Annotated in this window: 5 protein-coding genes and 1 pseudogene; 3 read left to right on the top strand and 3 right to left on the bottom strand. The window is 53.0% G+C overall.

Translation table 11 applies throughout. The annotated features are described in order from the left end of the window. The 3 genes and pseudogenes from ABYA77_RS14250 to gspD form a co-directional block, all read left to right on the top strand. Window positions 1-449, top strand: a pseudogene (locus ABYA77_RS14250) (hypothetical protein); the annotation flags it as partial. Window position 450: 1 nt separating this feature from the next. After that, window positions 451-1308 (top strand): type II secretion system protein N, encoded by an 858-nt coding sequence (locus ABYA77_RS14245; RefSeq protein WP_372966630.1) that lies wholly within the window; start codon window positions 451-453, stop codon window positions 1306-1308. A 32-nt stretch (window positions 1309-1340) separates the two neighbouring features. Further along, window positions 1341-3290 carry a type II secretion system secretin GspD gene (gene gspD, locus ABYA77_RS14240; protein ID WP_372966629.1) on the top strand — a complete coding sequence of 650 codons (1950 nt, stop codon included), beginning with the start codon at window positions 1341-1343 and terminating at the stop codon, window positions 3288-3290. Between the two features lie 80 nt (window positions 3291-3370). Here gspD and ABYA77_RS14235 read toward each other — a convergent pair whose 3' ends face one another. From ABYA77_RS14235 to ABYA77_RS14225, 3 genes are read right to left on the bottom strand one after another with little or no spacing between them, the layout of a single operon-like run. After that, window positions 3371-5353, bottom strand: a complete 1983-nt coding sequence (locus ABYA77_RS14235) for a M48 family metallopeptidase (protein ID WP_372966628.1) — start codon at window positions 5351-5353, stop codon at window positions 3371-3373. Window positions 5354-5363: 10 nt separating this feature from the next. Beyond that, complete coding sequence (locus tag ABYA77_RS14230; protein ID WP_372966627.1) at window positions 5364-5948, bottom strand: LemA family protein; 585 nt, start codon at window positions 5946-5948, stop codon at window positions 5364-5366. 26 nt (window positions 5949-5974) lie between these two features. After that, window positions 5975-8035 (bottom strand): putative bifunctional diguanylate cyclase/phosphodiesterase, encoded by a 2061-nt coding sequence (locus ABYA77_RS14225; RefSeq protein WP_372966626.1) that lies wholly within the window; start codon window positions 8033-8035, stop codon window positions 5975-5977. Between the last annotated feature and the right edge of the window lie 176 nt (window positions 8036-8211).

The raw sequence follows: 8211 nt of genomic DNA, 5'->3' as shown, positions 1-8211 counted from the left end.
GTAGTTTTGAACTGTCTGCCAGCGGTGTTGTGGCCGTCTCTGAGTTTGAAGATTTAATCCGCCAGAGTGGCGGTGCAATGATTGACGGTGAGGTTACGATAGATCATTTGACGCTCAGATGGGCTGATGAGCGCATGCAGCACGCCGAGGGAGTGGGGCGTTGGAACGGAGGGATGGTCTCCTGGCCTATGGGTAATCAGACTGGCCAGGCGCTATTTCCACCTATGCAGGCTAACCTTGATACAGTTGATGGCGGAGTTGCCCTGGAAATTTCTGAACAAGGTGGTGATGGTCCGGCAGCTGATGCCAGCATCCTTTGGGATGGCATGATGGAGATTCGCGTCTACAAACGCATGGTCGATCTGGCTCAGCAGCCTTGGCCTGATAACGCCAGCCCGGGCGATGTTGTATTCCGGGTCAGGCAGCCTTTGCTGCCGGGAGGCTTGTAGAATGTCCCACGATTCAACGCAGGTGCAAGAGCGAGTGTCTCGCACTTTGGCTAATCTGTTATTAATCGTGCTGGTTATCTATCTGGGTGTGGAGCTGGCCAGAGTAACCTGGCTGTTTGCATGGCAGGACAGGCCTGTGCCGGAAATTTATGGGCAGATGTCTACGGGTGCTGATGCTTTCAAACGCGGAAATCTTCCACCGGTTGCGGGTTACGAGTTGTTTGGTCGGCCTGAAACCCAAACGGGTGTTGCTGATGTAATACGAAATTCGGCGCCAGAAACCGGTCTCCGTTTGAGGTTGGAGGGGGTATTGTTAGGGCAGCGCCCGGAGGACTCCGGTGCTATAGTTGCCGGAAGCAACGGAGATACTGAATACTACCGGGTGGGTGATACGTTGCCAGGCAACGCGGAATTGGCCGAGGTAGAGCAGGGCAGAATTCTTATCAGGCGGGGCGGGCGTTACGAGTCGCTGGCCTTTGAAGAGGTCCTGGGGGTTGAGGGCATTGTGGCGGAGACGCCGCAGCCTCGGCCGACGGCGTCTCCTGATGTTATCCTGGCGAATGCCAGGGCTCAGCTGGAAACGCAGGGCGTTGCGGCTCTTAGAGCATATGGGTTGAGCCCCGCTGATGAAAGTGGTCAGTCGGGTTATGTGTATGATGGTTCGAATGCGATGCTCAACGCAGTGAATCTGCGCCCGGGGGATGTCATCACCGCATTAAATGGCCAGCGTTTGGGTGATCTGGAACAAGATAAGGCGCTCTTCGATGATTGGCGCAGTCAGCCGAGGCTGGACATTGAGATAGAACGTAACGGAAGCCTACTTACTGTCAGTTATGCCATACCCGAGCAGTGGCGCTGACCGGGTAATTTAAAACAGGACGATACCGCCAGATGTATAACCATAAAACAAATATCCTCAGGGCCCTCTTGTTTGCTCTTCTGTTGCCGCTGATCTCAGTGGCTCATGCGCAGGAAGAGACCTGGCGGCTGAATCTCAAGGATGCAGATATCCGGGCGTTTGTTACTCAGGTTGCTGATATCACCGGTTACAGTTTTGTAGTAGATCCGCGGGTAAAGGGCAAGGTGACGGTGCTTTCCAGTGCGCCGATGAATAAAGACGAAATTTATGACTTGTTCCTTGCGGTACTGAGTGTTCACGGATTTACCGCTATTCCAGGTAAAGAAGTGGTTAAAGTGGTGCAACAGGTTGATGCCAAACAGTCTGCAGAAGTATTAGACCGCTTTGATGCCACGCCGTCAGAACAACTGATTACCCGGGTTATCCAGATTGATAATGCTAATGCTCTTGAACTGGTGCCTATTCTTCGGCCACTCGTAGCCAAGTACGGTCATCTGGCGGGTGTTGCGGCAGCTAATGCTCTAATTGTCAGTGATCATTCCTCCAATATTCAGCGTATTGAACAGATTGTCCGTGACCTTGACAGCCCTTCCAAATACGAAGTGGAAGTGATTCAGCTGGCTGAGGCCTGGGTTGGTGATATGGTCAAGCTTCTTCAGGAACTTGCGCCGGATGAGTTGGGGCGTGCGGGTACTGATAACTCAGCAAGAAAATACAATGTAACGGCTGACGAGCGAAGCAATCGGCTGATTCTACGCGGCGACAAAAGCTTTCGGGACAAAATGCGCGGCCTGATTCGTAAGCTGGATCAGCCGTCGGCAAGCGGCGGAACGACCAAAGTGCTTCGGTTGCGCCATGCCGACGCTAAAACGTTGACAGAAATTCTCAAGGGTGTGATGGGCGAGGCCATTAAAGAAAGTGGCGGCACTGGCGGGACTGGAGGTACAACGGGTAATCCGAACAACAATTTTGCTGTGTTCGCTGATGAAGGCTTGAATGCGTTGGTGGTTCGCGGAGACCCATCACTCATGCAGGAAGCTGAACAAATTGTTGCTCAACTGGATGTTCGCCGTGCGCAGGTGATGATTGAGGCTGCCATTGTTGAAATCAGTGATGAAATGGGCGACCAGTTAGGGGTGCAATTGGCGGCCGGAGATGAGGCGGCGTCCTCCTTGCCTGCCCTGGCAACTAACCTGACCAGTGGTTCGGGGATGGTTGGTATGAACTCGGTGATCGGGGCACTGGTTGGCGATGTTATTCCACAGCTGGGTGGTGGTGTAACGTTTGGTGCAGGTAATCGTGATGAGAATGGGATTACCTGGGGTGTGCTGATTCAGGCTTTGTCTTCGGCATCGGCGGCCAATCTGCTGTCTACTCCCAGTATTATTACTCTGGATAATCAAGAGTCCGAAATTATTGTCGGTCAGAACGTACCTTTCCGTACGGGTGAGTCCACTGTCACCGGAGACGGCACTACCAATCCGTTTACCACCATTGAGCGTCGCGACGTAGGTCTGTCTCTCAAGGTTACTCCGACCATCAGTGCTGATGGTCTGGTGCGTCTGGTGGTTGAGCAGACCACGGAAGATATTTCCACAACTACCGTGGACGGAGCGTCAGATCTGATTACCAATAAGCGCGAAATCAAAACCACTGTGCTGGCTGACGATGGTGAAACCGTGGTGCTGGGCGGTTTGATTAAAGATGATTATCAGGTAACCAAAAGCAAAGTGCCGCTGTTAGGGGATATTCCCTTCCTTGGCCGTTTATTCTCGTCTGAGAGTGAGTCTCGGGTGAAGCGTAACTTGCTGGTATTCCTGCGCCCGACCATTATGCTGGGCAAGCAGGATGCAGCAACTACAACGACGGATAAGTTTAATCGTTTGTGGGACGTTAACCTGGAAGTGCGTGACAAACTGGGCTTGCCAGCGCCTGAAGCCGAACCCTCAGTGGATATGCTGTTTCAGGGGCGCCGCTATTAAGAGATATCTGCGCCGTAGTTAGCGCAAAAAAAAGGGCCGCCCCGTTCTACAGGGTTGTGCCGAAGTCTGGCCCCAGAGTTCTACAATGGTGGCATTGGGCAATCCAGTTGGTCTGCCACCAGCCTCATTAATTCATATTCCCGCACACCCACCTTGCCATCGTGCATGATGCAGTGCCCGCACGCGTCGATGATGCCAGGCTTAAGTAACGGTGAAAGCCGGCTCAGGGCGTCCAGGGTGGCCTTCAGCTCCTTGATGGATACTTTGCCAGCCGGAGTCTCGGGTGGGCCAGAGAAGAAGCCTGCGATGGCTTCATTGTAAAGCTTATCGGCTTGTTGTTCTGATGAAGTACCTGCCCGGGCAAACAGTCCGATTACCCTCTCTATCTCGGGTTTGACCGAGCGATAATTACGGTACTTCACAGGTACTGCATGCCCGGCTCCTGGTGCCAGGTGCCGGTTGAGAAATGTACTTAACGCCAGCTCGAACAGGCTCAGTCGGTTGTCAGCGGCGACCAGTTTTTGAATGTTGGCGAGCAGAATCTGGCGCTCTTCCTTATCAAGCTTCCGAAGAGCAGGCATGGCCAGTTCCAATACCGGAAACCTGGCTGGCTCGCCTAGTTTGGCCAGTGTTGGTAGCAGTTTGGTTAACAGGTCTGGTTGCTCGCCCAGGAGAGGATGTTTTGTTAAAAGCCCCAGGCTGTGTTTCTGTTCGGCTGCAGATAGGTGATAGGTCAGAAGCCCGTAGCAGAGCTGGATGGCACCCGCTCGGGTGTATAGCAGGTTGCGAAAGGTAGAGGGCAGTTGTTCCAGCAGGTTGGAGGCGAAGGCTTCGCTTTGTGGTGTCACTGTGCCTACCCGGGTGGAGAGCTGGGAGACTGGTTGACGTGCGCTTTCATTAAACGACGAGCGCAAAGGCGAAAGCCGGTTTCCAGCGGTGCCTCGCGCAGCTCCTGCCACCTGACTGGCCAGGTCGGCCATGCGTACGCTTTCTGCCTGTGCTGCTTTCTGGCGAAGTTTTGCGCCTGGTTCGGTATCTCTAAGGCGGCTGCGTAGCCGTGCCAGTAAGCCAGGCTGTATGGCGTTGATGCGTTCCTCTACCGGCGGGTGAGAAGCCAAGAGCGATGTGAACTTCATTCGTGCCGATTCACCAAAGCACATGTGGTTCATGTCGCTGGCATGACTTGTCGTATCCAGGTAGCCGCTGGTCATTCCTATTTTGAACAAAGCGCCGCCGATGCCTTCAGGGTTACGGGTAAATTGTACGGATGAGGCGTCAGCCAGCATTTCACGCTGGCGTGATACCGCGGCTTGAATCAGTCTGCCGAAGAAAACGCCGACATACCCGATGATCATCAGAGCCAGTCCTAACATGCCCATGGCTGCCTGAGCCCGGCCATCCCGGTTACGGCTGCGTGTGGCACCGCTGTAAAAACCGGCACGGAGTAAGAATTGGCCAATCTGGCCAATCATCAGAATTCCAGCCAGCATGGAAATAAGGCGGACATTCAGGCGCATGTCGCCGTTGAGAATGTGGCTGAACTCATGCCCTACAACACCCTGTAGTTCATCCCGGCTTAGTTGAGCCAATGCGCCCTTGGTTACCACCATCACGGCCTCGCCAGGAGTGTAGCCGGCTACGAAGGCGTTAATGCTGGTTTCGTGGTCCATCACATAAAGCTCTGGTACAGAGACACCGCTGGCGATAGCCATTTCTTCAACGATGTTTCGCAGTTTGCGCTCATCGGAGTTTTGCGTATCGGGTTCGATGAGCCGTGCACCAACCATTTTGGCAACCCGGCTTCCGCCGCCGGCCAGGTCTATCCAGCGTATGAGTGAGCCGATACCGATCAAGACTATGGCGGCGGCGACTGTGGTTAAGCCGTGGGAGGATAACAGCCAGTGATGGAAGGGAAGCGGGGTGCTCTGACTGCGAGTAACCATGTATCCCACCAGGCAAACGGCCAGAGTAATCAGGCTGACCGCAGTCAGAAATAATACGACTAGAAGGCCGGTGTTGCGCCGGGCATGAGCCTGGCGCTGAAAGAAACCGGGGTTTGCCATGAATCAGGCCTCAGAAGCTGACTTTCGGGGCCTGACGGGCTTCCGGGGTTTCAAGTTGCAGTTGTGCGGTTTCTTTGAAAGCAAACATTCCGGCGATGATGTTGTTCGGGAATTTCTCACGGAAAATATTGTAGGTCATGACGCCATCATTGTAGGCTTGACGGGCAAAAGCTACACGGTTTTCGGTGCTGGCCAGTTCTTCCATGAGTTGTTGGATCGTTTCGTTGGCTTTCAGCTCGGGGTAGTTCTCGGAGACTGCATAGAAGTTTGCCAGGGCTTTGGTCAGCAGGTTTTCTGCGCTGCCGAGACGCTGCATTTTTGTGTTGTCGCTGGGATCTTTTGCCGCATCTTTTTGGGCGCTGACGGCATTATTTCGTGCTTCCATTACCTGAGTGAGCGTGGACTTCTCGTGGTCAAGATAGCCTTTCGCTGCTTCGACCAGGTTAGGGATGAGGTCATGCCGGCGTTGCAGCTGGACATCAATCTGGGCAAAGCCATTTTTGAACTGATTGCGTAGTGATACCAGGTTGTTGTAGATGAAGACCAGGTAAATCACGATAACTGCAATGACCACAAGGCCGATGACCGTTGTCATGCCCATATATACTCCTCAGGGTGGGTTTAAGGGTTATTTTCTACCAGATTGGCGTGGAATGTCTGTACAAAGTCCTCAAAATCTTTTGGTAGCAAAGGTTTGCTGAAGAAATAGCCCTGAGCCAGTTTGCATCCGCGCTCAGTCAGGTAGTGCTCTTGCTCGGCTGTTTCTACGCCCTCAGCTATCACAGTGAGATTCAGGCTTCGGCCGAGATCAATGATGGTGTTAGCAATTCGGGTATCTTCCTCGTTAATCAGAAGATCCTGAATAAATTGTTTGTCAATTTTCAGGTGTTGTACTGGCATCTTCTTGAGGTAAGTCAGCGAGGAATACCCTGTCCCAAAGTCGTCTACGGCAATACTGATGCCTGCCCTGTGTAGTCTGTGTAGTTTGGCAACAGCGTCGGTCATGTTGGTCATGAAACTGGTTTCTGTCACTTCAAGTTCCAGGCGGCCTGCGGGGATTTTAAACTTATCTAATGTGGCCAGAATGTCGTCAACGATGGAATCTTGTCGTAACTGAACCGCTGACAGGTTCACCGCAATTCTGAGGTATGAGCCAGCGCTTGCCCAGCGCGAGGCTTGCCAGCAGGCCTGTTCCAGAACCCATTGGCCGATTGCTACGATTGAGCCGTTGGCTTCGGAGACGGGAATGAACTCATCAGGTGGAATCAGGCCATGCTCCGGGTGATTCCAGCGCAGCAGGGCTTCTGCACCAATAATTCGCTTGGTCTCAAGGTTAATCTGGGGTTGGTACACCAAATGGAACTCTTGGTTTTCCAAGGCCTGCGCCAGGTCTTTTTCCATTTGTTTCCGTTCGCGGATTTCCTGATCAATGCTGGCGACATAAAACTGAAAGTAGTTGTGGCCATTCTGTTTGGCCAAAGCCATGGTTTGTTCGGCACTTTGCAGTAACCGGTCGGCTTCGCTGGCATCGGAAGGATATATGGCAATGCCGAGTGTCGCGGTCATGGATATGCGGTGATTGCCTGCCTTGATGGGTAAGGCGAGGTTAAGGAGTAGTTTTTCTGCAGTTTCTGCGGCCTGAAAACTGTCTCGGACGGTCTTTTCCAGAATGACAAATTGATCGCTGCCCAGGCGGGCAATGCTGAACCTGTCGGATGGCAGCGTGGCGCCTAACCTGCTGGCAACGGTTTTCAGAATGGTGTCGCCGGTTCGAAACCCGCATTGATCGTTTATGGATTTGAAATCGTCAATACCGCAAACGATGAGTGCCAGGGATGCCTGGCGAGCTTGAGCAGCCTCGATGTCTTGTCGCAGCTCCTCCATGAACGCGTCACGGCTGGGCAGCCCGGTAAGGGTGTCAAAGCGTGAAAGGCGACTTACTTTATCTTCTGCCTCGCGATGTTTTTGTTGGCTTTCGGCGATGGCCACAAGGAGGTTGTTGGTGGCGTTGACCCAAAGCCCGAGTTCGTTGGCTTCGTGTCCTCTGGGGATGCTGAGCAAGCGATCATCAGGGTGCGCGGGATCGACTTTTTTAAGAGAGTGAACAATCCGAAGCAGAGGGCTGGCCAGCAACCAGTTGAAAAGAACAAACAGTGTGAGGCCTAGAATGAGTGCGATGACCATGCCGGAGGCAAAGGTAACAAGTGCGCGGGTCAGCCAGATATTTGCGACCGGAGCGGTATCAAAGTGGATATCCAGGTACCCGTATATGATGTCAGGGGTGTCCGCACGACGCAAAGCTTCATGATATTCCCAGACATTACCGAAAATCAGATCTGTAATTGGGCGGAATTCGACGTCTTGAGGTTTTCGCTGGCGGCGGCTTAGTTCACTGCCATCGGGGTGAGAAATACGAGCGAGTTGAACCGCTTGTAAAGCAAAGAGGCCATCAACCACTTGCTGAGCAAGTGTTTCGTCGATGCTGAAAACGGCTTGAGTAGCGGCATCCCGCACCATGGCAATGGTTTGGTCGGCCTGGTGCTTTAATTCTGATGAGACACGTTGGGCATCCAGCACAACCTGAACGGTGCTGACGGCCATTCCACTTAGCAGGGCGACAGCCAGTACCCAGCGTAGAATCCGGAATCCCAGGTGGTTTTCTACTTCAAACGCTTTATGCATTTTGTTATTAGCAGCTCGTTTGTCATGACGTTCTGGAGGGCTGTTAGCCGGCTTGTATAACAGTATGGTTCAGACTGACTCCACCGCCATTTAGTATGACTGATTTTTTAAGATTAGCATGGCGTGCCATGTATAGATTTGTTGCAGTTTAGTCGCGTTCAGAAACAGAAGCGCCC

The sequence above is a fragment of the Marinobacter sp. genome (assembly GCF_041595835.1).
Lineage (GTDB): Bacteria > Pseudomonadota > Gammaproteobacteria > Pseudomonadales > Oleiphilaceae > Marinobacter.
The sequence above is the reverse complement of the archived record's forward strand: the minus strand, read 5'-3'. Positions and strand labels throughout refer to the sequence as shown.

Bases quoted from the DNA above. Each gene is read 5' to 3' on its own strand.
- ABYA77_RS14245 (WP_372966630.1), top strand. From the start codon at position 451: ATGTCCCACGATTCAACGCAGGTGCAAGAGCGAGTGTCTCGCACTTTG.
- gspD (WP_372966629.1), top strand. From the start codon at position 1,341: ATGTATAACCATAAAACAAATATCCTCAGGGCCCTCTTGTTTGCTCTT.
- ABYA77_RS14235 (WP_372966628.1), bottom strand. From the start codon at position 5,353: ATGGCAAACCCCGGTTTCTTTCAGCGCCAGGCTCATGCCCGGCGCAAC.
- ABYA77_RS14230 (WP_372966627.1), bottom strand. From the start codon at position 5,948: ATGACAACGGTCATCGGCCTTGTGGTCATTGCAGTTATCGTGATTTAC.
- ABYA77_RS14225 (WP_372966626.1), bottom strand. From the start codon at position 8,035: ATGCATAAAGCGTTTGAAGTAGAAAACCACCTGGGATTCCGGATTCTA.